This window comes from Nitrospirillum guaranorum, assembly GCF_034653275.1.
Lineage (GTDB): Bacteria > Pseudomonadota > Alphaproteobacteria > Azospirillales > Azospirillaceae > Nitrospirillum.
Window position 1 is genome coordinate 1,698,581 of the sequence record NZ_JAYEES010000004.1, and the last position, 24,542, is coordinate 1,723,122.

Below are 24,542 nucleotides of genomic sequence, written 5' to 3' on the forward strand. Positions count from 1 at the left end.
TCTCAGGCGGCGGCGATGGGCACCGGGTAGTCACGGGCCAGGGCCGCCCAGGACGCCGGCGCCACGCCGACGATGGCGGCGACCAGCCGGCGGGCCTCTTCGGCGTCGCCCTGGATGCAGGCCTGCTCCAGCGACTGCGCCAGATACTGCAGCCGGCGCAGGCCCAGATTGCCCACGGTGGAGATCAGGCTGTGCGCCTCGCGCCGCGCCTCGGGCAGGTCGCCGGCGGTGACCAGGCCGGCGGTGCGGGCGATGCGCGCCTGCCCGAAGCTGACGAACTCCCGCACCATGTCCACCGTGCCGTCGCGCCCTGCCAAGTCCACCAGCTTGGCCAGCGGCTCGCCATCGAACAGGGGCTGGTCGGCCATGGGAAAGCCGTCGCTGGGGCCCGCCATGGGCCGGGACGCCTGCGCCATGGCCGGGTCCGCCGGTGCCGCGACCCCGCCGGTCCAGCGGGCCACCAGGTCAAGGAAGCGGCCCTGGTCGAAGGGCTTGGAGACATAGTCGTCCATGCCGGCGGCCAGGTATTCCTCGCGCATGCCCACCATGGCGTTGGCGGTCATGGCGATGACCGGCACGCGGCGGCCCGGCGGCTCGCCCGCGCGAATGCGGCGCGTCGCCTCCAGCCCGTCCAGGCCGGCCATCTGGATATCCATCAGCACCAGATCCACCGGCGGCTGGCCCAGGGCGATGGCGGCGCCCCCGGCCCCGTCGCCGGCCAATTCAACGGCATAGCCTTCGGTGCGCAGCATCATCTCCGTCAGGCGGGCGTTGATGCTGTTGTCCTCCACCACCAGCACGCGGCGGCCGGCGCCACGCTTGGGCGGGTCGGCGGGAGGCGACGCCACCTCGGCCGGGGCGGTGGCCTGGCCCGGCAGGCGCGGCAGGGTCAGGTCGATGGTGAAGGTGCTGCCCTGGCCGGGTGCGCTGTCCAGTGTGATGGTGCCGCCCATCAGGGTCACCAGTTCGCGGCAGATGGATAGGCCCAGGCCACTGCCGCCATAGCGCTGGGCGATGCCGTCGTCACCCTGGACGAAGCGGTTGAACAACCGCGCCTGCTGATCCGCCGTCATGCCGATGCCGGTGTCGCGCACCGTCAGCACCACGCGCGCGTCGCGCGGGCCGCCCGCCTCCGCCGCCGGCGCGCCCTCGACCACCTCGGCTGTCAGCTGGACCTGCCCCTTGTCGGTGAACTTCACGGCGTTGCCCAGCAGGTTCAGCAGCAGCTGGCGCAGGCGGCGGGCATCGCCACGGAAGGTGGCCGCCGCCTCGGGCGCGATACGCGTGCTGAGCGCCAGGCCCTTGGCCCGGGCCTGGCCTTCCATGAGGCGCGCGGCCTCCGTCACCACCGCGGCCAACTGGAAATCCGTCGCCACCAGGTCCACCCGCCCGGCCTCCATTTTCGAGAGGTCCAGAAGATCGTCCACCAGCAGCAACAGGGTCTGCGCGCTGTCGCGGATGATCACGGCCAGGTCGCGCTGCAGGGGCGCCAGCGGCTCCGCCGCCAGCAGCTGCACCGCCCCGATGATGCCGTTCAGCGGGGTGCGGATCTCATGGCTGGTGGCGGTCAGGAAAGCGGACTTGGCGGCGTTGGCGTCTTCCGCCACGCGGCGCGCCTGCTCCAGTTCGGCGGCGGCGGCGCTCAAGGTGTCGCGGGCGGCGCGCAGTTCCTCCTCCTGCCGCACCCGCTCGGTGACATCGCGGGCGGCGGAGATCAGCAGGGGCGTGCCATCGTCGCCCCGGGTGAGGGAGATGAGGGTTTCAAGCCAGATCCAGCGGCCCTCCTTGTGGCGCAGGCGGAAGCGGGCGGAGACGCCGCCGGTCAGATCGCCGCCGACCACGACGCCCTCATCCCCCATGGCGGAACCGGCCCGCGAGGCCGCTGCCGACAGCGCGTCCAAGGTGGCGTCGATGGCATGGTCATCCGGATGGCGCAGCTCCACCAAGGGCAACCGCGTGAATTCCGCCACGCCGTACCCCAGGATGCGTTTCACCGAGGGGGAGACGTACAGGCGGGTGCCATCCGGCCGCGTCAACAGGATGATGTCGCTGGCGCGGTCGGCCAACAGGCGGAAGCGGGCCTCGCTCTCCTCCAACGCGTCGCGCGCCTCCACCAGGGCGGTGATGTCGCGGCCGACGCCGCGCCAGCCCCGGATGGCGCCATCGGCGTCATAAAGCGGGCGGCCCGACAGCACGATGTGGTAGCGCCGGCCGCTGGGATGGCTGACGACATAGCGCAGGTCGCGGAATTCCTGCTTATCGGCGCCGCCGGCCAAGGCGGCGGCCGTCTCGGGCGTGGGGGTCAGGCCGCCGATCTGCTTCTGCCCCACCATGCGCAAGGGGTCGAGGCCGATGGACCGCACACCCGGCGACACATAGGTCAGCCGGCGATCCGGATCCGCCTCCCAATACCAGTCGGTGGACACGTCGATCAGGTCGCGGAAGCGCACCTCGCGCTCCGCCAGGTCGGAGGCGCCCTGCTCCAGATTGTGGGCCATGGTGTTGATGGCCCGGGCCAGCACGGCGAATTCAGCATCAGACGCCCGTTCGGGCGCACGCACGCCGCGCTCGCCCCGGCCGATGCGCTCCACCACCCGGGTCAGGGTGCCGAGGCGGCTCATGACCGAGGTTTCCAGCGCGAAGATCCCCAGCAAGAGGGCGACGGCGGCCACGGCCGCCAGGCCCATCATGCTGCGCCAGAAATCCTCGTCCGCCTCCCCCACCGCCTCGGCCCGGGGCAGGCTGACCACAACGCGGGCGTTGATGCCCTGCAGGGTGCCGAAGCCGATGATGCGCGGCACGCCGTCCAGCCCCGCCGACAGCAGCGTGCCCGTCGGCTGCGCGAACAGTTGCGACACCAGGGCGTCGTCCAGCCGCTGGCCGGTGAGGACGGCGCCCAGTTGGTTGTCCCCCAGCGGGGCGGCCGGGCCGTCCGACGGGGGCGCGGGGGGCGTCTGCGCCGGGGCGGGGAAGCGCACCAGCACCTCGCCCTTGGCATCGACGATGGCGAACAGGCCATTGGGCATGTCGGCGGCCATGGCCGCCAAGCGGCCGGCCCAGTTCAGCCGCATGCTGGCCCGGGCCACGGCCTGGACCCGACCATCCGGTCCCAGGATGGGACGGGCCATGGCCAGGATGGGGGCCCGCGTGGTGCGGCCTATCATATAGTCGCTAAGCGTGGCGCGGCCGGTTCGCACCGCCTCCTGGAAATAGGGGCGGTCACTGACGTTGAGGGCTGGGGAGCTGCCGGTGGAGGCGCAGATCGTGGTGCCGTCGGGCCGCGAGAGGAAAACGTTGGCGATCCAGGGCTCCGCCGCCTTCAGCCGCACCAGGTCGCCGGCGCAATCGCCGGCCGACAGATCCACCTCCTGCAGGGCGACGGTTTCCACCAGGTGACCCAGCTGTTCCACCAGCACCCGGTGTTCCTCCTCCGCCACCTGGGTCAGGATGCGGACGTGGGCGCGGGCGGCCATGACCGCCGCCTGGCGCCGGGACTGCCCCTCCACCACCATCAGGGCCGCCATGGCGCCGATGACGGCCACCAGCAGCAACAGCAGCCTGCTGCGCAGTCCCGGTAGCCGCATCACCCCTCACCGTCCGCGCGCCGCATGCACCGCCCCCGTTTACAGCCGGCAAACCCCTGGAAGGCATGCCCAATATCTATACTAGGGCCGGCCGCCGCCCCCGCCAAGAGCGGGCGCCCCCCGCGAGGCTGGCGATTGGGGGGTCAAGGGCCCCGTCATTCCACCATGCCGTCATGGACGGCCCGGGCCTGCCGGCCGGATCGTCGGCCGCGCCGCCACCACCCGTGCTGATTCGCCGGAATTCCTGATCAACAGGTCAAGATTTCATCATTCTGCAACACTTCACCCGACACAGATGGCAGACGCATGTGCATCAATATATATATCATTGATATATAATGATTTTTCGCCTATTTTTGCGTAAAAAAGCTGCGCTGCACTTTGTCGCGCCCGCCCGTTGATATGTGCTTTGACGGCCACAGTTGGGGGCAAATCGGCGCGTTTTGGTGGGGGGTGGGCAAGAAGGCCGCGCCTCTGTAATCGTGTTGTAATACGAAGAGGGGAATAAAGCGCCCGACACGGCCTCACCTGGCTGAACGAACGGGTGCGGACGGGTGTGTGGCTGACCGAACGACGAACGATCCAAATTCTGGGGGCAATCGATGAAGAAGCTTAATCGCGCGCAGGCGCCGGGGCGCCGCTACGCCACTTTCCTGAAGCTTGGCACGGGCATGGTCGCCCTGGCGACCGCCACCGCCTGGGTCGCTCCGGCGCTGGCGCAGTCCACCGCGTCCGAAATGGATGAGATCGTCATCACCGGCGCGCGCAAGCAGCCCAACATCGCCGGCCTGATCCAGGCCGAGACGTCCCCGAAGTCCCGCTCCACCGTGACGCAGGAATACCTGGCCACGCAGACCGCCGGCCAGAGCGTGCTGGCCAGCCTGAACCTGCTGCCGGGCGTGAACTTCACCAACAACGACGCCTACGGCTCCTCCGGCGGCAACATCCGCATCCGCGGCTTCGACGGCAACCGCGTCTCGCTGACCTTCGACGGCATCCCGCTGAACGATACCGGCAACTACGCCATCTATTCCAACCAGGTCATCGATGAAGAGCTGGTGAACCGCGCCACCGTCAACATCGGCACCACCGACGTCGACAGCCCGACCGCGTCGGCCACCGGCGGCACCATCAACGTCCAGACCCGCAAGCCGCTGGACGAGCTGGGCGTGGAAGGCAAGCTGAGCTTCGGCAGCAACAGCTACAAGCGCATCTTCACCGTGCTGGACACCGGCGACTTCGGCCCCGGCAACCGCACCTCGGCCTTCCTGGCCGCGTCCTACCAGGACTACGACAAGTTCAAGGGCTACGGCAGCCTGCAGAAGAAGCAGTTCAACACCCGTATTTATGAAGATCTGGGCGGTGGCGACTTCATCTCCGTCGCGGCCCACTACAACGAGAACCGCAACAACTCGTACCAGACCAACAGCCGCGCGACGTTCGCCTCGAACTACTTCGCCGACTACAACAACACCTGGGTGCCGCAGACGGCCGTCAACGGCAAGGCTGACACCCCGTCCAGCCTGGACAGCAACTACTACAATGTGCGCGTGAACCCGTCCAACACGGGCAACGTCCGCGGCCAGTCGCGCTTCCACCTGGCCGACGACGTCATGCTGACCGTCGACCCGTACTTCCAGTACACGCTGGCCAACGGCGGCGGCACCACCTCGATCAAGGAAACCGATCCCCGCCTGATCGGCACCAGCAAGGCCAAGGGCGTGGATCTGAACGGCGACGGCGACCTGCTGGACACCGTGCTGCTGTACGCCCCCAGCAACACCAACACCTTCCGCACCGGCGTCACCTCCTCCCTGATCTGGGACATCGACGACAACAACCGCCTGCGCGTCGGCTACACCCTGGACTACGGCCGTCATCGCCAGACCGGTGACTTCAGCTACATCGGCGCCGACGGCACCCCGCTGGACGTGTTCGGTGGCAAGAACTCCGGCCAGATCTACGCCGCCGACGGCAGCCAGCTGGAAGCCCGCAACCGCTACTCCATCGCCGAGCTGAACCAGGCGTCGCTGGAATACGTGTTCAAGGCCCTGGACCAGAAGCTGACCGTGGTGCCGGCCCTGCGCCTGCCCTTCTTCCATCGTGAGCTGAACCAGTACTGCTACACCTACACCAGCACCTCCACCAACGTGGCGTCGCTGAGCAGCAACCAGTACTGCACCACCAACCCGACGATCACGCAGACCAACCTGTACCGGACGCCGTTCACCGGCACGAAGGACTTCAGCGATCCGCTGCCCAGCCTGGGCGTCGTCTACCAGGTCACGCCGGAACACCAGGTCTACTTCCAGTTCTCGGAAGGCTTCTCCGCGCCGCGCACCGACAACCTGTACGGCGTGAAGACCGATCAGCCGGGCATCGTCGATCCGGAAAAGACCTACAACTTCGAACTGGGTGAGCGTTACCAGACCAACTGGCTGATGACCTCGGTCAGCGGCTGGTACACCCGCTACATCAACCGCATCGTGTCCGCCCTGGACCCGAACGACGCCAACAACACCATCGACCGCAGCCTGGGCCGCGTCGACCTGTACGGCGCCTCGGTCGAGGCCGGCTTCGCCATCACCGACCAGGTCAACTTCTACACCTCGGGCAGCTACACCCACTCCGAAGTGAAGAACAACCTGGCCGGCCCGGCGGGCTACATCTACAAGACCTCCGGCAAGCAGCTGGTGGACACGCCGGAGTGGATGGCCGCCGGCCGCGTCGAGTACAAGCCGCTGGACATCCTGTCGGCGTCCATCGAAGGCAAGTACACCGGCACCCGCGCCGCCACCGACGTGAACGACGAATGGACCACCCCGTTCTTCGTCGCCAACTTCGAGACCCGGCTGGACCTGCCGGATGCCGGCGGCTTCAAGGGCACGTACCTGCAGTTCAACGTGAACAACCTGTTCGACCGCCGCTACCTGAACACGATCTCGTCCTCGACCTCGGTCGCGACGGTGGCCGGCAAGAGCAGCCTGCCGTTCTACCAGGTTGGCGCCCCGCGCACGTTCATGGGCACCATCCACACCTCGTTCTGATCCCGCATCCCTCCGGCGGCCTCCGGGCCGCCGGAACCAAATGCGAAAGGGGCGGCCTTCGGGTCGCCCCTTTTCTTTTGCGCGCCCAGCGCGGCAGGGACCGCATTCGGCGTATCAGAAGGAGGATTTTCCCGCCTGCCGCGAGCCCGTCGCCCGGTCTTTGGGCAGGGACCGGGGGTGCCTACTGATTCGGCAGCGGCGCCGGCGGGGGCGCCGTTCACACCCGCGAAACGATGCAATTTGTCGCTGTTACCGTTTGGTTTTTAATTTGCAACAGATGTGTGTCGGACAGCTCATTCTGTCGCGTGGTTATTTTTGTCCAATTTCAACATTTTTGGCGCAAGTTTATCGCTTAAGTGTAACCAAAAAGCTACAGACATGCACGGAATCGGGCCCACCACCCCTTGGGTCGTTGACGCATTGCTAACGTGATCGGAAAACTTCCTCCCAAGCCAAACAGAACGCTGGGCAGAAGCGGACTGGGGAGCTGCCGCCGGAGGCCGGGAAACACGCCCAGGCGGCGCCGAACGGGGAACAACCAATCCGAAATGGAGATGGACTACATGAAGGGATTTGAGAGCAGGATCCGTCAGTCGCTGCTGACGGGCGCCGCCCTTGGCGTGTGCGCCCTCACGATGTCGACGACGGCCTACGCCGCGGCGGCCGCCGACGATCTGCAGGAAATCGTCATCACGGGTTCGCGCATTAAGCAGGACTCGTCCGCCGGCATCAGCCCGATCACCAGCGTCGGCAGCGAGGAAATCAAGCTGCAGGGTGCCACCCGCATCGAAGACGTGATCAACAACCTGCCCCAGGCTTTCGCCGGTCAGGGCAGCGCGATTTCCAACGGCTCCACCGGTACCGCCACCGTCGACCTGCGCGACCTGGGCCCGTCCCGTACCCTCGTGCTGGTCAACGGCCACCGCATGCCGGCCGGTTCGCCGCTGAACCCGGCCGCCGACTTGAACGAAATCCCTGACGCCCTGGTGAAGCGCATCGACGTGCTGACCGGTGGCGCCTCGGCCGTGTACGGCGCCGACGCCGTCGCCGGCGTCGTCAACTTCGTGATGGACGACAATTTCGAAGGCGCCAAGGCTGACATCAGCTACAGCTTCTACCAGCACAACAACGACAGCACGAAGATCCAGAACGCCGTCAAGGCGCGGAACTTCGGCCTGCCGGAAGACGACGTCACCGACGGCTTCACCCGCACCTACTCCGGCGTGCTGGGTGTGAACACCCCCGACGGCAAGGGCAACATCACCGTCTACGCCGACTACCGCAAGACGATGGCCGTGACGCAGGACAAGCGCGACTACAGCGCCTGCGCCATCAGCGTCGCCAAGAACGGTTCCTACTCGTGCGGCGGCTCGGGCACCACGGCCCCGGCCCAGATCATCGACAACATCGGTGGCGGCGACTACGTCGTCAGCGGCACGACCCTGAAGGATTACACCGCTGCGTCGGCGTTCAACTACGCGCCGTACAACTACTACCAGCGTCCTGACCAGCGTTATTCCGCGGGCTTCTTCGGTCACTACGACTTCAACCCGCATGTCCAGGTCTACACCGAGTTCATGTTCCACGACGACCACACGGTCGCCCAGATCGCGCCCTCGGGCGTGTTCGGTCAGGAATTCCTCATCGGCTGTAACAGCCCGCTGCTGTCGGCCAGCGAAGTCACCACGCTCTGCACCAACAACGGTCTGACTGCCTCGGACAGCGCCGACGTGAGCGTCCTGCGCCGCAACGTCGAAGGCGGTGGCCGTATCGACGATCTGCGCCACACCTCCTACCGCGAGTTGGTCGGCCTGAAGGGCGACCTGTGGGACGGCTGGAGCTATGACGTCTACGCCCAGCGCAGCACCGTCATCCTGTCGGAAACCTACAAGAACGACTTCTCGCTGGCCCGTACGGCCGAGGCGTTCAACGCCACGACCGACAGCAGCGGCAAGTTGGTCTGCGCCAATGCCACCGCCGTGGCCAACGGCTGCGTGCCCTACAACGTGTTCAGCAGCAGCACGGCCATCGATCCGGCCGCGCTGACCTATCTGCAGACCCCGGGCTTCAAGGAAGGTTCGACCGTCCAGGACGTCGTCGACGCCTCCATCAGCGGCGACCTGGGCCGTTACGGCCTGCAGAGCCCGCTGGCCAGCCATGGTGTCGGCATCGCGTTCGGTACCGAGTACCGTCGTGAAGAGCTGACCCTGAAGGTCGACCAGGAATTCGACAGCGGCGACCTGGCGGGCCAGGGTGGTCCGACCCACGGCGTGTCGGGTGCCTATGATGTCCGTGAAGCTTTCATGGAGATCAAGATCCCGCTGGTCCAGGACAAGCCCTTCATTAAGGACCTGAACCTGGAAGGCGGCTACCGCTACTCCGACTACAGCACCTCCGGCGCCACCGATACCTACAAGGTGGGTGGCGAGTGGGCCCCGACGTCGGACATCCGCTTCCGCGCCGGCTTCAACCACGCCGTCCGCGCCCCGAACGTCGTTGAACTGTTCACGCCGTCGGGCGTGGCCCTGGGCCTGTCGAACGACCCCTGCGCCGGTGCGGCCCCGACCGCCACGGCCGCCCAGTGCGCCAACACCGGTGTGACCGCCGCCCAGTACGGCAAGATCGTCGCCAACGGCGCCGGTCAGTACAACGACCTGGAAGGCGGCAACCCGAACCTGCAGCCGGAATCGGCCGATACCCTGACCGTGGGCGCCGTGATCACCCCGACCTTCCTGCCGGACCTGACCTTCTCGGCTGACTACTACAACATCAAGATCGACGGCCTGATCGGTGGTATCGGCGCCGACCTGATCCTGAACAACTGCTTGAACGGCATCAACACCAGCTACTACTGCCCGCTGGTGAAGCGTTCGGCCACCGGTTCCTTGTGGCTGGGCACGACCGGCTATGTGACCAACACCAACCAGAACACCGGTAGCGAAGAGACGTCGGGCCTCGACTTCAACGCCAACTACCGTTTGGATCTGGCTGACGTCGGCCTCGACAAGCTGGGCGCCCTGAACTTCAACTTCACCGGCACCTACATGCTGGACTTCGTCGTCGTGGCCCTGCCGGGCTCCGATGGTTACGACTGCACCGGCTACTACGGCGCCACTTGCTCCACGCCGCTGCCGGCGTGGCGCCACAAGGTTCGCGCGACCTGGGAAACCCCGTGGGATGCCACGCTGTCCGTGGCCTGGCGCCACATCAGCAGCACCCAGTGGGAAGTGCAGAGCAGCAACGCCACGCTGCACGGCACTGGCATCCCTGGCCTGAACCAGATCGACAGCTACGACTACTTCGACTTCGCGGCCTCGTACCAGGTCAGCGATTGGCTGACCCTGAGCGGCGGCGTGAACAACGTCTTCGACAAGGATCCGCCCCTGGTCACGACCCAGGTGAACGGCAACTCCGCCTTCATCAACGGCAACACCTATTCCCAGGTGTACGACAGCCTGGGCCGTTACTTCTTCTTCCAGGCCTCCGCCAAGTTCTAATCGAACCCAGGCGTAGCGTTCAGTATGGAGACGGCGGGTCCCCCGGGGCCCGCCGTTTTCTTTTGCCGTTACAAGGCGTTGGCGGCAGGCGTTCGATGCCGGCCGACAGCCGCCGCTATTTCGCCCGGTGTAAAGCCGTGGCACACTGCCGCCCACGGATAACGCCTTAGGAATTCCGGACCATGTCGTTCAAGAAGACGCCGTCGCTGACGGCCGCCACCCTATTGCTGGCCTTGGCCGTGGCGCCCGCCGTCCCGCAAGCGGCCCGCGCCGCCGAGAGCCTGGCCTCCTGCCGGGCCATCGGTGATGCCACCCAGCGCCTGGCCTGCTACGACGGCCTGGCCGCCGCCGCGGCCAACGCGCCGGCCGTTCCCGCCGCCACCGCCAACGCCGCGCCGGCCGCCCCCGCCATGCCGGAGGACCCCACGGCCCGCTTCGGCAAGGAAAAGCTGCCGCGGACGGAAGAACAGCAGGCCAAGGACGATGCCGAACAGGATGAGGAGATGCACTCCACCGTCGCCTCGGCGGTGGCCTTGCCGTACCGCCTGTTCGCCGTGACCCTGGCCAACGGCCAGACCTGGGTCAGCAAGGAGGCGTTGACCTTCGACCCCAAGCCAGGCGACGAGGTGCGCGTCATGCACGGCCTGTTCGGCAGCTACTCCATGGTGGTGGGCCGCAGCCGGCCGGCGAAGGCGACGCGCGTCAGCTGACCGTCGGTCCGCGCCTTACCGCCAAAACGTTTCTTTCCGAAGGGCGGCCCCAGCGGCCGCCCTTTACGCATGCCGACTCGGGGGCGCCGCCACTCAGCGCCTGCCCCGGCTCAAGCCCACCAAAATCAGCCGTCTACACCATCCGATATACCTCGGGCGCGGGGCATGGGGGCTGTGGTGGACCCGGATGCAACGCGCCCGTCCCCCGGCTACGCCAATCCTGACCATCTGGTCAGAAAATGATTGCCGCAACCCCAGGCTGCGCCGATGCTGATGAAGTCCAGGAACGAGAGGCGCGGCGAACCGCCCCCGGAACCCTGGGACGGTAGGTTCGGGGCGCGTCAACGATGGCCCGGCCCAACCACGGTGAACGGGCCTCATAACAAACGGGCGGAATCCATCGAGCCTGCTTTCGTCAAATCCAATCACGAAAGACGGGGATAACAATGTCGAACAGGGCAGTTTCCATAACGGGCAAGGACCAGAAGAAGACGTGTGCCATCCTGAGGTCGTTGCTGGCGGGTGGCGCGGCCACCGTGCTGGCTGGCGGCGCCCAGGCGCAAACGGTGGGCGCCGCCACGGACGACTCGGTCTTCCAGGAAATCGTGGTGACGGCGCGCAAGCGGGCGGAAAGCCTGACCGAGACCCCCACCGCCATCTCCGCCTTCACGGCGGAGGATCTGCAGCAGCGCAACATGGAGAACCTGGCGGACGTGGGCAAGTACGTCCCCAACCTGGAGATCAACCGCTTCGGCGTCGGCAACCCGGCCCATGCCGCCATCTTCATCCGCGGCATCGGTTTGCAGGACCATATCATCACCACCGACCCCGGCGTGGGCGTCTACGTCGACGGCGTCTACCTGGGCCGGCAGATGGGGTCCAACCTCACCCTGGCCAATATCGAGCGGGTGGAGGTGCTGCGCGGACCACAGGGCACGCTCTATGGCAAGAACACCATCGGGGGCGCCGTCAACATCATCACCGCCCAGCCGGGTGACGAGCAGGTGACCAAGGCCGAATTGAAGGTGGGCACCCGCGCCCGGGTGGAGGCCAACGTCTATACCAACACCAAGGTCACGGACAAACTGGCCGTGTCCCTCACCGCCGCCGTCAACCGCCGCGACGGCATCGGCCAGGCGTTGAAGGTGAACGCGCCGGAGGATGTGGGCGAGATCAACGAGGTGTCGGGCCGGGCCGCCGCCAAGCTGCAGGCCTCGGAAACCTTCTCCCTGCTGCTGACCCTGGACGCCATGAACGGCATCTATGGCAAGACGCCCACCACCATGGAGGTGAACAACCCCAACGGCTTCTTCACCGGCACGCTGGGCTTGAGCGAAAGCCTGCTGCCGGCCAACCCGGACGACAGCAATTCCAACCACGCGGAACTGTTCAAGCAGACCATCCAGAACCGCGGCGCCTCGCTGACCGCCAATTGGGAGCTGAACGAGAACCTGACGGCCAAGGTGCTGGGCGGCTTTCGCTATACCCATTACACCGGCGGCCTGGACGACGACCAGACCTACCTGGACCTTGAATCCTATCCGGAACGCGGCTTCGCCCGGCAATATTCGGTGGAACCGCAGCTGAACGGCGAGTACGGCAAGCTGGACTTCGTCATCGGCGCCTATGCCAGCGACGAGCAGGGCAACACCAATTCCGGCCCCACCGTCTACATCAGCCCCAGCGGCTATTTCGACCTGAAGCAGACGACCAGCAGCTACGCCGTCTACGCCCACGCCGGCTACAAGATCCTGGACGATCTGAAGCTGTCGGCCGGGGCCCGCTATTCCGATGACCACAAGGACGCCAGCGCCCAGTTCGACAGCTGGACCGACCCGTCGCGCGTCTACCGCAGCCAGTCGTGGAGCGCCACCACCTGGGACGTGTCGGCGACATACGACATCGCCAAGTCCGTGGCCGCCTACGCCACCATCTCACGTGGGTACCAGAGCGGCGGCTTCCCGCCCCGGCCGTTCAACGGGCCCAGCTACTTCACCGCCTTCAACCCCACCTTCGCCACCAACTATGAGACGGGCATCAAGGGCGTCTTCTTCGACCTGCTGCAGATGAACGTGTCGGGCTTTTACACCGAGTATACCGACCTGCCGCTGGAGGTGTCGCAGCCGTCGGCCACCGGCTTCAACACCCGCATCGAAAGCGCCGGCCAGTCCGAGGCCAAAGGCTTCGAGGTCGAGGGCACGCTGAAGCTGAGCAAGGCTTTCGACATCCAGACCTCCGTCGGCTTCATCGACGCGCAGATCACGGCGGTGCCGGGCGACGCCACCGCCATCAAGGTGGGCTTCACCCCGGCGCTGACGCCGCAATGGACCCTGTCGGTGGCGCCGCAGTACCACCTGTTCCTGGACAGCGGCACCGTCGATGCCCGCATCGACTATTCCTATCGCGGCAAGGAATACGGGCAGGCGGCCAACGACAGCTACAACCTGATCAAGTCGCGCAGCCTGTTCGGCTTCAACATCGCCTATACGCCGGCCCAGGGGAATTGGACCGCGTCGGTCTATGGCGAGAACATCTTCAACAAGCGCTATGACGTGGGCCGGCTGGACGACGCCTTCGCCGGCTTCACCGAAATCATCCGCAACAACGACCGCAGCGAGTTCGGGCTGAAGGCCACCTACACGTTTTAGGTCCTGGGCCAACCTTCCCCGGGGGCGGTGACTGACGGCCCCGAACCTGGACCCCGCCCGGACGGCACGCCGGGCGGGGCCTTTTTCCTTGGCCAAGCGGCGGGCGCCGGCAAACGGGGGCCCGCCTCAATGCGCGCCCGTGGTGTCGGCCACGCGGGTGGGCTTGGGCGCCAGCCAGATGACCAGGGCCGACAGGACGAAGGCGATGGCCACGCCCAGGAAAATCTGGTTGGTGGCCAGCATGACGCCTTGGCCCTGGACGATGCGGTCCAGCTGCTGGATGGACAGGTTGGGCCCCACCAGGCCGGGACGCAGCATATCCACCAGTTCCGCCCGGTTGCGGGTGGCGCCATCCTCCCACAGCGTGTTGACGAGGGAGGTGGCGAAGGCGCCCGACAGCGTGCGCAGGAAGTTCATCAGGCCCGCCGCCGAGGCGGTTTCCTCCACCGTCACGCTGGCCAGCGCCAGGCCCGTCAGGGGCACGAAGAAGAAGGGCATGCCCAAGCCCTGCAACAGCAGGGGCAGGGCGATCTGGCCATAGGTCATGTCGGTGCTGGAGCCGCTGCGGTAGAAGGTGACCAGGCCCAGCCATAGCAGGCCGAAGAACACCAGGGGACGCGGGTCGACCTTGGCCGACATCCTGGCCACGCCCGGCGCCACCAGGACCGCCAGGATGCCCGTGGCCGCCGTGGCGTAACCGGCCCAGGTGGCGGTGTAGCCCATGTTGCTTTGCAGCCAGAGCGGCGTCAGCACGGTGGCCCCGAAGAAGGCGCCGAAGCCCAGGCTGATGGTCAGCACCGCCATGGCGAAGCCGCGATGGCGGAAGACCTTCAGATCCACGACCGGATGCGCCTCCGTCAGTTCCCAGATGAGGAAGGCGGCCAGGCCGATGGCGGCGACGATGGCCAGCGCCACGATCTCGGGGGAGGAGAACCAGTCCATGTCCTTGCCCTCGTCCAGCATGATCTGCAGGGCGCCCACCCAGACGATCAGCAGGATCAGGCCCACCAGGTCGAAACGGGGGCGGACGGTCGGCGTCTCGAACACCTTCAGCATGCCCCAGCAGGCGGCGGCGCAGAGGATGGCGATGGGCACGTTGATGTAGAAGATGAAGGGCCAGCCCCAGTTGTCGCACAGGGTGCCGCCCAGGATGGGCCCCAGGATGGGCGCCACCAGGGTGGTCATGGCCCAAATGCCCATGGCGGCCGGCGCCTTATCCTTGGGGAAGACGCGCAGCAGCAGGGTCTGCGACAGGGGCATCAGCGGCCCGCCGGCCAGGCCCTGCAGCACCCGGAACAGCACCAGCATGCCCAGCGACTGGGCGAAGCCGCAGAGTGCGGAGAAGACGCCGAAACCCAGCATGGCGATGACGAAGGTGCGCACGGTGCCGAAGCGGCCGGCCAGCCAGCCGGTCAGCGGCACGGTCACCGCCTCCGCCACCGAGTAGGAGGTGATGACGAAGGTGCCCTGGCTGGAGGAGACGGCCAGGCCGCCGGCGATGTTGGGCACCGAGACGTTGGCGATGGTGGTGTCCAAAACCACCAGGAAGTTGGCGGCGGCCAGCAGCAGCGCCGCCACCGCCAATTGCCCGCCGGCCAGGGTCTTGGGTGCCCCGGCGTCGGAAATGGCGCTGCTCATCGGCGGCCCCCTCAGCGCTTGCCGGCGGCGTCAGCCGGCGCCGTATCGATGGTGACGTTCATGGACAGGCCGACGCGCAGGGGATGGATCCCCAATTCGCTGGGATCCAGCACCACGCGCACGGGCACGCGCTGCACCACCTTGATCCAGTTGCCGGTGGCGTTCTGGGCCGGGATGACGGCGAAGGCGGAACCGGTGCCGCCGGCGAGGCCTGCCACCTGGCCATGGAAGACGACGCCCCCGCCATAGAGATCGGCCGTCAGTTCCACCGGCTGGCCGGGGCGCACATGGGCCAGCTGCACTTCCTTGAAGTTGGCGTCGACATAGGCCTCGCCCACCGGCACCACGCTCATCAGCATGGTATCGGCCTTGACCCGCTGGCCCACCTGCACCTGGCGGCGGGCGACGACGCCGTCGAAGGGGGCCCGCACCGTCGTGCGGCCCAAATCCACCTGCGCCTGCTCCACCCGGGCGCGGGCGGCCATGACCTCGGGATTGGTGGCCACGTCGCTGTCGGCGATCAGCACGGTGTTCACCTTCTGCGAGCCCTGGGCGGCGGCGCGGTTGGCCGCCGCCTGGGCCCGGGCCGCCTTGGCCACGGCCAGGTTGGCGGTGGCGGTGGCGAAGGCGTTCTGGGCGCTGGTCAGTTCCTCTCCCGACACGGCGCCGGAGGCGGCCAGCGCCTTGCGCCGGTCCAGATCCACCCGGGCACGGTCATAATCGGCCTGGGCGGAGGTCAGCTGCGCCTCGGCCCGGGCGGCATCGGCCTCACGCGCCGCCACCTGGGCGGCCAAGGCGCCATCATTGGCGAAGTAACCGCGCACCCGGCGCTCCGCCTGGCCCAGTTGCGCCTGCGCCTGCGCCAGGGCGATGCGCGCGTCGGTGTCGTCGATAACCACCAGCACGTCGCCCTTCTTCACACTTTGGGTGTCCACCACCGGCACGGCCCGGACGGTGCCATCGACGGAGGAGGTCACCTGCGCCGCGTCGGCGTTGACGTAGGCGTTGTCGGTGGAGACGTAGCGGCCGCCCGTCACCAGGCGATAGCCGCCGTAACCCAGGCCCGCCAACAGGACGACGGCCCCCAGGCCGGCGAACAGGCGCCGCCGGGACGACGGCTTTTTGGCGGCCGGCGCCAGGACATGCACGGACGTGGGTTCGGCCGCCTCGGCGGCGGGGGTGCGGGACGGGGTGGACATGGGGGTGATCCTTGGAACGCGGCGGGTCAGCGGGCGGCGATGGTTTGGGGGGCGGCGGGCGCGGCCTGGTAGCCGCCGCCCAGCGCGCGGATGAGGGCGATGTCCAGCGTGAAGGCGCGGGCCTGCAGATCGGCCAGGGCGCGACGGTCGGTGATGAGGGTGTCCTCCGCCGTCAGCACGTCCAGGTATGTGGAAAGCTTGCCCTCATACCGGGCGGTGGCGATGCGATGGGCGTCGGTGGCGGCGGCCAGGGCGTCGCGGGCATGGGCCAGTCGCGTTTCCAGCGCGCGGGCGCTGGCGGCGGCATCGGCCACGTCCTGCAGGGCCTTGGCCACCGTGCCGTCGTAATCGGCGACGGCGGCGTCATAGTCGGCCCGCGCGCCCCGATACTGGGCGGCCAGCGCCCCGCCTTCGAACAGGGGCAGGCTGACGGCCGGGCCGACGCTGCCGATGGTGGCGCCGGACTTGGTCAGGGCGTTCAGGCCCAGGGTCTGCACCCCGAAATAAGCCGCCAAGTTCACGTTGGGATAGAAGGCGGCCTTGGCCACGGCGATGCGCTTGGCGGCCGCCTCCACCGTCAGGCGGGCGGCCACCACGTCGGGGCGGCGGCCCAGCAGATCGGCCGCCAGGTTGGCCGGCAGGCCGAAGGCCCTCAGGCTGGCGCCGGCCGGCGGCTGGATGGACAGGCCCCGGTCGGGCCCGGCGCCCATCAAGGCGGCCAGGCGGTTGCGGGTCAGCGCGATGGCCTCGTCCTGGGCGGCCAGGTCGCCGCGGGCCGCCGCCTCGCGCGCTTCCGCCTGGCGGACGGCGCCCAGGGTTTCCAGCCCGTTCTCCCGCCGCTGGCGCACCAGGTTGGTGCTGCGCACCCGCACATCCACCGCCTCGGCGGCGGCGGCGCGGTCGGCCGCCTGCTGCGCCAGGTCGGCGTAGGCGGCGGCGATGCCGGCCGACAGGGTCAGGCGGGCCTGCGCCACCTCCGCTCGCGCCGCCTCGGCGTCCGAGGTGGCGGCGGCCAGGCTGGCCCGGTTCTTACCCCAGAAATCGAAGTCATAGCTGAAATCGACGGTGGCGCGCGGCACCTCGTGATAGCCCTTGGGCACGAAGGCCGGCGGGAACAGGTAGCGGTAGCTCTGCTTGTCCTCCGTCACCTGGGTGTTGCCGGTCACGCGCGGCAGCAGGGCGGCATCCGCCTGACTGGCCAGGGCCTCGGCCTTGCGCAGCCGCGCCGCCGCCGCCGCCAGGTCCGGCGCGCCCGCCAGCCCCTCCTCGATCAGCGCATCCAGTTGGGCGTCGCCATAAGCCGTCCACCAGCGGTCCTGCGGCCAGTCGGCCGCCGCCGTTGGCGTGAAACTGGCCTGGCTGGCGAAGCCGGTGGCGTCGCGCGGCGCCGGGGCGGGACCGACGTCCGGCACCCAGGCGCAGGCGGCCATGCCCAGCAGAACGGCGGACAGGAATAGGCTGGTACCCAACCGCCGCAGGGGGCGGGCGGGATAAGCGATGGCGGCGGGCATGGAAACCTATCGGCATAAATGAACCGTACGGTATGGTTTTATGCGCTTGCGGCGTGACTCCGTCAAGGGATAAACAGACCGTACGGTTCAGTTATAGAATGTTACGCCTTGCCGTCGCCGGACGGTACGGGCATGGTCGCCGCCATCGACCGCAGCCCACCCAATCCAGCCGGCTGGCCAGCCTTTAGGAAACGCGCGCATCATGAAGGTGAAGACCGAAGCCCGCCGCCAAGCCATCCTGGATGCCGCCAGCGCCCTGTTTCAGGAGGTGGGATTCGCCGCCGCCTCCATGTCCGAGCTGGCGGCGCGGGTCGGCGGGTCGAAGGCCACGCTGTACAGCTATTTCCGGTCCAAGGAGGAATTGTTCGTGGCCGTCATGGCGCATGCCGCGGCGGATATGAAGCAGGGCTCGTTCGAGGCGCTGAACCCCGACGACGACGTGCGGGAAACCTTGACCCGCCTGGGCCGTATCTACTTGCGCTTCGTCCTGTCGCCCTGGGCCATGGCCATCCGCCGCATCGCCGTGTCGGAAGCGGCACGGTCCGACGTGGGACGACTGTTGTATGAGAACGGCCCCAAGGTGGGCTGGTCCAAGTTCGCGACCTACCTGACCGCCCTGATGGCGCGGGGACGCCTGCGCCACACCGACGCCGACCGCGCCGCCGCCCATTTCCGCGGCCTGGTGGAGGCCGAGCACGTGGACCTGGTCATGCTGGACGCCAAGGAAAAGCCCGGTCCCACCGCGATCGACGCGGCGGCGGACGCGGCGGTGGATGTGTTCCTGCGCGCCTACGCCGCCGACTGACCGGACCGCGTCACAGACTGGAGAAACCGCCGCCTGCCGCCTTGGGCGTTAGCGGGGTGGCGCCGAAGCCGCCCGCGGCCTCCGGCTGCTGCGCCTGGAAATCGTCCATGGCCGCCATGATGTGGCCGATGAAGTCGCGCTCGGCGGGGGACAGGCGGGGGCTCCAGATGTCGAAGATCATGACCACCCGCACCTGGTCGCCGTCGTTCCAGGCCTCATGCTCGATGGTGTCGTCGAAGGCCCAGCCCACGCCCACCTTCCATTCCCGCGTCTGGTTGCCCACGCGGAAGCCGCAGCCCGGGGGCACCACCAGGGGTAGGTGCACCACCAGACGGGTGTTGGCGACACCGGTGTGCGGCGGGATGCGGGTGCGCGGCTTGAGGATGGAGAACATGGCCGCGGGCGACCGGCGAATCATGCGCGGCTGCGGCATCTGCTCCAGCACGGCCATGGTTTTGGGGCAGCGGTCGGCGTTGCCGGGTACCGGCAGGCCGTGCTGCAACAGGTGGAAGGCGCTCCACCGGGGGGAGCGGTTCAGTTCCGCCCACTGGTCCAGGGGCAGCCCGTCGCGGTAGTCGATGTAGGGCACGAAGGCGTCGGCCAGCGCCTCTTCCGCCAGGACGGCCGCCAGTTCGCCCTGGATGTCGGCGGTGGCGGCCTCCAGCGTGGGCAGCCACGGGCACTCCTCGCGATCATAGAACTCGATCGCCGGCATGTCGGGATAATGATAGTGCGTCGGCTGCTGCGTGTAGACCTTGCGCCGGCCCAGCACCTGGTCGGTGAAGAAGGCCATGCGCCGGGCGTCGGCGCTGGTGCCCCGCGCGGCGCCCTGGTCCACCACCGGACGCAGGAAGTCGGCCATGTCCTGGATATAGGCGGCGTGGGCCTTGCGCGCCTGGTCCAGCGCCCGCTGAGTCGGCGGATCCAGATTCTGCTGCGTCTCCCCCAGGGCCACGGCCACGCCGTAGGCCTCGCCCGCCTCGCGCTTGCGGCCCAGCGCCTCCAGCAGCGACGCCCGCATCAGCAAGCCCATGAATAGGCGCGGCTCCACCGCCAGCGCCTCTTCCACCGCCGCCAACGCATCCACCAGCCGCCCCATCGCCCGTCGCGACGCCGCCAGGTTCAGCCACAGCGACAGCTCGCGCGGCCAATGGCGCAGCGCCTCCTCCAGGATGGCGTGCGCGTCCGCGAAATTGCCTGATTTCATGGCCGCCATGGCGGCCGCATTGGACCGCTGGGCTGGGACATCAGGCTTCATCATTGCTCCCCGTTGTAAGCGCCTTATCACCGCCATCGCACCACAACTTTGGTCGCAATGCTAGGGATGTGAGCCCTAACCTTTTGGAAATGCGCTTAATTGCACCGCCGTTGTGCAATCTTCCGCGATAGGCCGCACGACATTGCATCTAATACTGATCACATTATCCAAATAAATGTGGTGCCAGTTACGAAGCAGTTACCAAAATCATAGTGCGTTATTAATATTAAGTGTCACTGAAACGTGACATTGGCTCGATATATGCGGCGTTATTGGCGGGTTTAGTTGACGCTTGTTTTTCACTCCTCAAAAACTCTGCTCCAAGCGATCCGGCAGCCACAGCCCCTTTTCAGCACGGGGATTGCCGACGTGACCGTCAAGACGCCGTTACAGGCGGTTGGGTGGAGAAGAGACACGTGAAGAAAATGACAAACCGGGGATACTGGCTCACGTCGACTACGTTGATGGGGACCATGCTGGTCGGTTCCATGGCCGTGACGGCCCTGGCGGCGGGCACCGCCGCCGCCGCGGACGACGAGTTGCAGGAAATCGTCGTCACCGGGTCGCGCATCAAGCAGGCCGCGAACCTGAGCAGCGACAGCCCGCTGACCACGGTCACCGATAAGGAAATGAAGCTGCAGGGCACGACCAACGTCGAGACCCTGCTGAACCGCCTGCCGGGCATCACCGCGGACCAGACGCAGGGCGTGTCCAACGGCGCCAGCGGCACGGCCACCATCAACCTGCGCAACCTGGGCGCCTCGCGCACCCTGGTGCTGATCGACGGCCGCCGCATGGCCGGCGGCGACCCCGCCTATCCCTACACCGACGTGAACTTCATCCCGGCCGCACTGGTGGACAGCGTGGACGTGGTCACGGGCGGCGCCTCGGCGGTCTATGGCTCCGACGCCGTGGCCGGCGTCGTGAACTTCAAGATGAAGCGCGACTTCGAAGGCGTGAAGGTCGACTACCAGCTGTCGGCCGCCCAGCACGACAACGACAACAAGGAAGCGCAGACGGCGCTGAAGAACTTCGGCGTGAAAGTGCCGGGCAGCCAGTTCGACGGCTTCGTGCGCGACAGCAGCTTCGTCATCGGCGCCAACGCCCCCAACAACCGCGGCAACGTCACCGCCTATGCCACCTACCGCTGGACGGAGCCGGTGAAGCAGTCCAGCCGCGACTGGTCCGCCTGCTCCCTCTCCGTTTCCGGCGCCGACAACGACAGCCATGTCTGCCAGGGGTCAAGCAACACGACCTACGGCCGCTTCCGCACCAACGGTTCGGGCACCGGCCTGTCGCTGAACCCGGACGGGTCGTCCACCTTCGTGCCCTACACCAGCGCCCTGTCCTACAACTACGGGCCCTACAACTATCTGCAGCGTCAGGACGAGCGTTATACGGGCGGCGCCTTCGCGCACTACGAGGTCAGCCCGGCGTTCGACGTCTACACCGACTTCATGTTCATGACCGACCACACCCGGGCCCAGATCGCCCCGTCGGCCATCTTCAATTCGGCGCTATACAACATCAATTGCGACAACCCGCTGATGTCGGCGTCGGAAGCGACGGCGCTGTGCGGCAGCAACGCCGGCACCAGCACCAACTGGTCGGGTACCATCGGTCTGCGCTTCGGCGGGTCGGGGCAGGAGCGGTATGACGACATCCGCCACACCGACTATCGCTATGTCATCGGCACCAAGGGCGACCTGGGCGGCGGCTGGAGCTATGACGTCTCGGCCCAGCATTCGGAAGTGATCTACACCGAGCACTATGAGAACGACGTTTCCATCTCCAAGGTCCAGAAGGCCCTGCAGGTGGTGAACGTGAACGGGGTGGCCACCTGCCAGTCCGTCGTCGACGGCACCGACCTGAACTGCGTGCCGCTGAACATCTTCTCGCTGAACGGCATCAGCAGCGACGCCTGGAACTACATCAAGACCACCTCCTTCAAGGAAGGCAACGTCACCCAGGACGTGGTCCAGGGCTCCGTCACCGGCGACTTCGGCCGGTTCGGGGTGCAGAGCCCGCTGGCCAAAAACCCGGTCGCCATCGCCTTCGGCACCGAGTACCGCAAGGAAGGCCTGAACCTGAAGGTGGATGAGGAGAATTCCTCGGGCGACCTGGCAGGCTCCGGCGGCGCCACCCAGAACTCCAGCGGCTCCTATGATGTGAAGGAAATCTACGGCGAACTGCGCGTGCCGCTGATCGAGGGCCGGGAGTGGGCCAAGGCCCTGGTGCTGGACACCGGCTATCGCTGGTCGGACTACAGCTCGTCCGGCGTGGTGGACAGTTGGAAGGCCAGCCTGACCTACGCGCCCGTGTCCGATCTCAGCTTCCGTGGCGGCTACAACCGCGCCGTCCGCGCCCCCAGCATCCTGGAGCTGTACTCCACCCAGACCGTGGGCCTGACCTCCGCCTCCGACCCGTGCGCGGGGTCCAACCCATCGGCCACGCTGGCCCAGTGCGCCCGCACCGGCGTCACCGCCGCCCAGTACGGCACCATCGCGGAATGCACATCCTCGCAGTGCAACGTGCTGACCGGCGGCAATACCGCGCTGAAGCCGGAGACGGCCGACACCTGGACCATCGGCACCGTCATCACCCCGACCTTCCTGCGCAACTTCTCGGCCACCATCGACTATTTCGACATCCGGGTGACCGATCTGATCAGCACCCTGTCCGCCTCGTCCGTGCTGAACCAGTGCCTGAACAGCGGCGACAGCTACTATTGCGGCCTGGTGCACCGCGCCAGCAACGGCAGCCTGGCGCTGACCGGCGGCTACATCATCGATACCGAGCTGAACACCGGCTATCTGAACGAGCAGGGCGTCGACATCGGCCTGAACTACCTGGTCGACCTGGAGGACCTGAACGTCAAGGATCGCGGTTCGGTGCTGTTCACCTTCAACGGCACCTGGATGGCCAACTACCTGGTGCAGCAGCAGCCGGGCGAAAGCGCCTACAACTGCCGGGGCCTGTTCGGCGTGACCTGCGGCCAACCCATGCCCATGTGGCGCCACACCATGCGCGTCACCTGGCAGACGCCGTGGAATGTCGACCTGTCGGGCAACTGGCGATACATCGGCGGTGTGAAGCTGGACCAGAACACCAGCAACGCCCTGCTGTCGGGCGACTATGACAAGGCCGACGGCCGCATCAACAGCTACAGCTACTTCGACATCGCCCTGTCGGCCACGCTGTACGACCACTACACGGTCCGCTTCGGCGTCAACAACCTGTTCGACAAGGACCCGCCCATCCTGGACAGCAACGTCTACGGCATCGCGGGTACGTCCAGCTACGGCAACGGCAACACTTTCCCCGGCATCTACGACACCCTCGGCCGGACCTTCTTCCTGGGGGTCACCGCCGACTTCTGATTGGCTTGACTTCAATGACGTGCCGGGAACGGCGGGCCTTCCGGGTCCGCCGTTTTCCTTTGCCCCCAATATGTTGTGCGAAATAAAATCGCATCGATGATTTTCGATATACCGCTTCGCGCCGGTTGGCGTTAGGCTCCATCCCGCGTCAGCCAAGGCCGGGGCACACCGGCCCTAAGACACGGGAGAGAACGCCTTATGAGCACCCCCACCAACCACCAGATCCGCCTAGCGGCCCGGCCGGTCGGCCTGCCCAAGGAGGGTGACTGGCAGCGCACGGAAGAGCCGGCGCGGCCCCCGTCCGAGGGCGAGGTGCTGGTGCAGACCCTGTACCTGTCGCTGGATCCGGCCATGCGCGGCTGGATGAACGAGGGCAAGTCCTATATCCCACCCGTGGGCCTGGGTGAGGTCATGCGCGCCGGCGGCATCGGCCGCGTGGTGGCCAGCGCCGCCCCCGCCTTCGCCGTGGGCGATTATGTCAGCGGCGCCCTGGGCGTCCAGGAATACGCCACCCTGTCGGCCAAGGCGCTGACCAAGGTCGATCCCGCCCTGTCGCCCCTGCCCGTGCACCTGAGCGCGCTGGGTATGCCTGGCATGACCGCCTATTTCGGCCTGCTGGACGTGGGCCAGCCCAAGCCGGGCGACACGGTGGTGGTCTCGGCCGGCACCGGCGCCGTGGGCGCGGTGGTGGGCCAGATCGCCAAGATCAAGGGATGCCGCACCGTGGCCATCGCCGGCGGGCCGGAGAAGTGCCGCTATGCGGTGGAGACCCTGGGCTATGACGCGGCCATCGACTACAAGGCCGGCGACATCCGCAAGGATTTGCGCACCCACTGCCCCAACGGCGTGGACGTCTATTTCGACAACGTCGGCGGCGACATCCTGGAGGCGGTGCTGGCGCAGCTGGCGCGCAAGGCCCGCATCGTCGTGTGCGGCGCCATCTCGCAGTACAACAACACCACCGCGGTGAAGGGCCCAGCCAATTATCTGTCGCTGCTGGTCAACCGCGCCCGCATGGAGGGCATGGTGGTGTTCGACTATGCCGACCGCTATCCGCAGGCGGTGGCGGACATCGCCGGCTGGATCAAGGAAGGCCGGCTGGTGTCGCGCGAGGACATCGTGGAGGGCGGCGTGGCGGCCTTCCCCGACACACTGCTGAAGCTGTTCACGGGCGAGAATTTCGGCAAGCTGGCCCTGAAGGTCGCCGACTGAGCAATCCTGGACAGACGCGCCCCGGCGGCCAACCTCCGCCGGGGATCGCGACT

The 24,542-nt window shown here is 67.3% G+C and carries 12 protein-coding genes; 7 read left to right on the plus strand and 5 right to left on the minus strand.

The genetic code is table 11. The features are described from left to right. Positions 1–2: 2 nt before the first annotated feature. Positions 3–3,584: an ATP-binding protein gene (locus tag UAJ10_RS29205; RefSeq protein ID WP_322918908.1), complete on the minus strand. Its 3,582-nt coding sequence runs from the start codon at positions 3,582–3,584 to the stop codon at positions 3–5. A 602-nt stretch (positions 3,585–4,186) separates the two neighbouring features. On the opposite strand from UAJ10_RS29205, the gene UAJ10_RS29210 reads away from it, so the two are divergent. From UAJ10_RS29210 to UAJ10_RS29225, 4 genes are all read left to right on the plus strand, one after another. Continuing rightward, positions 4,187–6,631 (plus strand): TonB-dependent receptor, encoded by a 2,445-nt coding sequence (locus UAJ10_RS29210; protein ID WP_322918909.1) that lies wholly within the window; start codon positions 4,187–4,189, stop codon positions 6,629–6,631. 563 nt (positions 6,632–7,194) lie between these two features. Continuing rightward, positions 7,195–10,128: a TonB-dependent receptor domain-containing protein gene (locus UAJ10_RS29215; RefSeq protein ID WP_322918910.1), complete on the plus strand. Its 2,934-nt coding sequence runs from the start codon at positions 7,195–7,197 to the stop codon at positions 10,126–10,128. 182 nt (positions 10,129–10,310) lie between these two features. Next, positions 10,311–10,838, plus strand: a complete 528-nt coding sequence (locus tag UAJ10_RS29220) for a hypothetical protein (protein ID WP_322918911.1) — start codon at positions 10,311–10,313, stop codon at positions 10,836–10,838. 446 nt (positions 10,839–11,284) lie between these two features. After that, on the plus strand, positions 11,285–13,486 hold the full coding sequence (locus UAJ10_RS29225) for a TonB-dependent receptor (RefSeq protein ID WP_322918912.1): 2,202 nt from the start codon (positions 11,285–11,287) through the stop codon (positions 13,484–13,486). A gap of 126 nt (positions 13,487–13,612) precedes the next feature. Here UAJ10_RS29225 and UAJ10_RS29230 read toward each other — a convergent pair whose 3' ends face one another. The 3 genes from UAJ10_RS29230 to UAJ10_RS29240 are packed head-to-tail and all read right to left on the minus strand — an operon-like array spanning position 13,613 to position 17,834. Further along, positions 13,613–15,124 carry a DHA2 family efflux MFS transporter permease subunit gene (locus tag UAJ10_RS29230; RefSeq protein WP_322918913.1) on the minus strand — a complete coding sequence of 504 codons (1,512 nt, stop codon included), beginning with the start codon at positions 15,122–15,124 and terminating at the stop codon, positions 13,613–13,615. 11 nt (positions 15,125–15,135) lie between these two features. Further along, on the minus strand, positions 15,136–16,323 hold the full coding sequence (locus UAJ10_RS29235) for an HlyD family secretion protein (protein ID WP_322918914.1): 1,188 nt from the start codon (positions 16,321–16,323) through the stop codon (positions 15,136–15,138). Between the two features lie 26 nt (positions 16,324–16,349). Further along, positions 16,350–17,834 (minus strand): efflux transporter outer membrane subunit, encoded by a 1,485-nt coding sequence (locus tag UAJ10_RS29240; protein WP_322918915.1) that lies wholly within the window; start codon positions 17,832–17,834, stop codon positions 16,350–16,352. 202 nt (positions 17,835–18,036) lie between these two features. Here UAJ10_RS29240 and UAJ10_RS29245 point away from each other — a divergent pair, with 202 nt between their 5' ends. Beyond that, positions 18,037–18,639 carry a TetR/AcrR family transcriptional regulator gene (locus UAJ10_RS29245; protein ID WP_322918916.1) on the plus strand — a complete coding sequence of 201 codons (603 nt, stop codon included), beginning with the start codon at positions 18,037–18,039 and terminating at the stop codon, positions 18,637–18,639. Between the two features lie 10 nt (positions 18,640–18,649). Here UAJ10_RS29245 and UAJ10_RS29250 read toward each other — a convergent pair whose 3' ends face one another. Continuing rightward, positions 18,650–19,897 (minus strand): aspartyl/asparaginyl beta-hydroxylase domain-containing protein, encoded by a 1,248-nt coding sequence (locus tag UAJ10_RS29250; RefSeq protein WP_322918917.1) that lies wholly within the window; start codon positions 19,895–19,897, stop codon positions 18,650–18,652. A 473-nt stretch (positions 19,898–20,370) separates the two neighbouring features. Here UAJ10_RS29250 and UAJ10_RS29255 point away from each other — a divergent pair, with 473 nt between their 5' ends. Together UAJ10_RS29255 and UAJ10_RS29260 are read left to right on the plus strand one after the other, a co-directional pair. After that, on the plus strand, positions 20,371–23,277 hold the full coding sequence (locus UAJ10_RS29255; protein WP_322918918.1) for a TonB-dependent receptor domain-containing protein: 2,907 nt from the start codon (positions 20,371–20,373) through the stop codon (positions 23,275–23,277). A gap of 198 nt (positions 23,278–23,475) precedes the next feature. Then, positions 23,476–24,489 carry an NADP-dependent oxidoreductase gene (locus tag UAJ10_RS29260; RefSeq protein WP_322918919.1) on the plus strand — a complete coding sequence of 338 codons (1,014 nt, stop codon included), beginning with the start codon at positions 23,476–23,478 and terminating at the stop codon, positions 24,487–24,489. The last annotated feature ends 53 nt before the right edge of the window (positions 24,490–24,542 follow it).

Bases quoted from the DNA above. Each gene is read 5' to 3' on its own strand.
- UAJ10_RS29205 (WP_322918908.1), bottom strand. From the start codon at position 3,584: ATGCGGCTACCGGGACTGCGCAGCAGGCTGCTGTTGCTGCTGGTGGCC.
- UAJ10_RS29210 (WP_322918909.1), top strand. From the start codon at position 4,187: ATGAAGAAGCTTAATCGCGCGCAGGCGCCGGGGCGCCGCTACGCCACT.
- UAJ10_RS29215 (WP_322918910.1), top strand. From the start codon at position 7,195: ATGAAGGGATTTGAGAGCAGGATCCGTCAGTCGCTGCTGACGGGCGCC.
- UAJ10_RS29220 (WP_322918911.1), top strand. From the start codon at position 10,311: ATGTCGTTCAAGAAGACGCCGTCGCTGACGGCCGCCACCCTATTGCTG.
- UAJ10_RS29225 (WP_322918912.1), top strand. From the start codon at position 11,285: ATGTCGAACAGGGCAGTTTCCATAACGGGCAAGGACCAGAAGAAGACG.
- UAJ10_RS29230 (WP_322918913.1), bottom strand. From the start codon at position 15,124: ATGAGCAGCGCCATTTCCGACGCCGGGGCACCCAAGACCCTGGCCGGC.
- UAJ10_RS29235 (WP_322918914.1), bottom strand. From the start codon at position 16,323: ATGTCCACCCCGTCCCGCACCCCCGCCGCCGAGGCGGCCGAACCCACG.
- UAJ10_RS29240 (WP_322918915.1), bottom strand. From the start codon at position 17,834: ATGCCCGCCGCCATCGCTTATCCCGCCCGCCCCCTGCGGCGGTTGGGT.
- UAJ10_RS29245 (WP_322918916.1), top strand. From the start codon at position 18,037: ATGAAGGTGAAGACCGAAGCCCGCCGCCAAGCCATCCTGGATGCCGCC.
- UAJ10_RS29250 (WP_322918917.1), bottom strand. From the start codon at position 19,897: ATGAAGCCTGATGTCCCAGCCCAGCGGTCCAATGCGGCCGCCATGGCG.
- UAJ10_RS29255 (WP_322918918.1), top strand. From the start codon at position 20,371: ATGCTGGTCGGTTCCATGGCCGTGACGGCCCTGGCGGCGGGCACCGCC.
- UAJ10_RS29260 (WP_322918919.1), top strand. From the start codon at position 23,476: ATGAGCACCCCCACCAACCACCAGATCCGCCTAGCGGCCCGGCCGGTC.